A 1,385-nucleotide genomic window follows, 5' to 3' on the forward strand; every position below is an offset into this window, starting at 1 on the left:
CAAATTAATAGTTCTCATGCCGGACTCCATCTGAATTAGATTAAGATTGTAGCGGCATCATGGAATATGCTTTCGGGCAAATTGGTGTTGATCTCAATGGTAATGCTGCGACACAGTATGAGAAAACAAAGCCTGTTCCCGATGATGAGGCAGAGCCGGGCGACTTGGTCTTTTTTAGCACATATGCGCCCGGGCCGACTCATGTTGGAATGTATGTCGGTGATGGAAAATTCATTAATTCAAATGACGCAGGCCTTGAATATTCGAGCGTAGAGACATGGAAAAAGCTTTATCCGTATTTAGGGTTCAGGAGAATATAGAGAGGGTGAGTATGTGGAAGATCAGCAGAAAAGGCGCGGGACACGAATTATTATAATTGTTTCGATTGTTGTCGTAGCTTTGATGCTGCTTTACACCCAATCTTTAAAAAGGGATTTAGCAGCTGCCACGAAGCAAAAGGAAAATTATTCAGCACAAATTGACCGATTGAAAAAAGTAGATCAGACAAAGGCTGCAGAGCTGAATAATGAGTTTATTAATAAATTTTTCACCTACAGCAATACGAAGCAGCGGTATAAAGACATTGAACCATTAATGACTGAAAAAGGTTACCAGTCCACTTATCCAAGCGGGAGCAGTATTCCAAAGAAAGGATCGGATGTATCTTCTTCTGTTTCAGGATTGCAAAGCTATGAATATCAATCAGACAAGCAAGAAGTTTCTTTTATGAATGAGTTCACTGCACGCACAAGCTATAATGGCACAGCAAGCGAACAGAAAATCGTAATCAAAACCCAACTTATTGCGTTGGAGAATGGGGAGTGGAAGGTCGATAATGTTGAATTTATCGCTAATGTAGGCGGAGAGCCGGCGAATAATTAGGTCGAGGATTGATAAAAGTCTGTTTTTTAGACTTTTATCAACCACAGACCTCCAGCAACCGAGCTTGCGAGGGCGGTAGCATAGAGCGAAGGAGTGCACTGCAATGAGTTTGAATGATATGAAAAACCCAAAAGACATGGGTAATGGTGAGCTGTTAGAGGCATATAGCTCTTTTGCATATAGCTCTTTTAACCGAAAACCATTTCGAACGATAGAAGAACAAAATTATTTGGCGCTGCTGCGTCAAGAAATACTGGAACGTATGGATAAAAATGAGTGAGCTGTCATGACATTATCAGATTATCAAAAAAACGGCTCTCTGCTTCGTTCGTGAATAAGTGAGGATCAGAAAGCCGGCCATCTTTTTTTATTCGTGTTTTGATGAATTTTCCTGGTTCCTGGGCAGCTGCTTTGTTCGGATTCTCCTCACAACAAAATTCTTTAAGGAGTGTGAAAACAGTGCGGAAAATACTGTATAACATAGGAGATAACACTATAAGGTC

4 protein-coding genes are annotated in these 1,385 nt (G+C 40.8%); 3 read left to right on the forward strand and 1 reads right to left on the reverse strand.

Annotated features, from left to right (window positions below):
- Positions 1–56: 56 nt before the first annotated feature.
- The 3 genes from ACFVAJ_RS21760 to ACFVAJ_RS21770 all read left to right on the forward strand — a co-directional run bounded on the left by ACFVAJ_RS21760 (position 57) and on the right by ACFVAJ_RS21770 (position 1,162).
- Positions 57–320: a C40 family peptidase gene (locus tag ACFVAJ_RS21760; RefSeq protein ID WP_376947963.1), complete on the forward strand. Its 264-nt coding sequence runs from the start codon at positions 57–59 to the stop codon at positions 318–320.
- 13 nt (positions 321–333) lie between these two features.
- On the forward strand, positions 334–882 hold the full coding sequence (locus ACFVAJ_RS21765) for a hypothetical protein (RefSeq protein WP_104843689.1): 549 nt from the start codon (positions 334–336) through the stop codon (positions 880–882).
- Between the two features lie 103 nt (positions 883–985).
- Complete coding sequence (locus ACFVAJ_RS21770; RefSeq protein ID WP_326211977.1) at positions 986–1,162, forward strand: hypothetical protein; 177 nt, start codon at positions 986–988, stop codon at positions 1,160–1,162.
- A 4-nt stretch (positions 1,163–1,166) separates the two neighbouring features.
- Here ACFVAJ_RS21770 and ACFVAJ_RS21775 read toward each other — a convergent pair.
- The coding region (locus tag ACFVAJ_RS21775; RefSeq protein ID WP_376947961.1) for a hypothetical protein at positions 1,167–1,385 on the reverse strand (219 nt) is incomplete at its 5' end.

This window comes from Agromyces sp. NPDC057679 (assembly GCF_042799635.1).
GTDB lineage: Bacteria > Actinomycetota > Actinomycetes > Actinomycetales > Microbacteriaceae > Agromyces.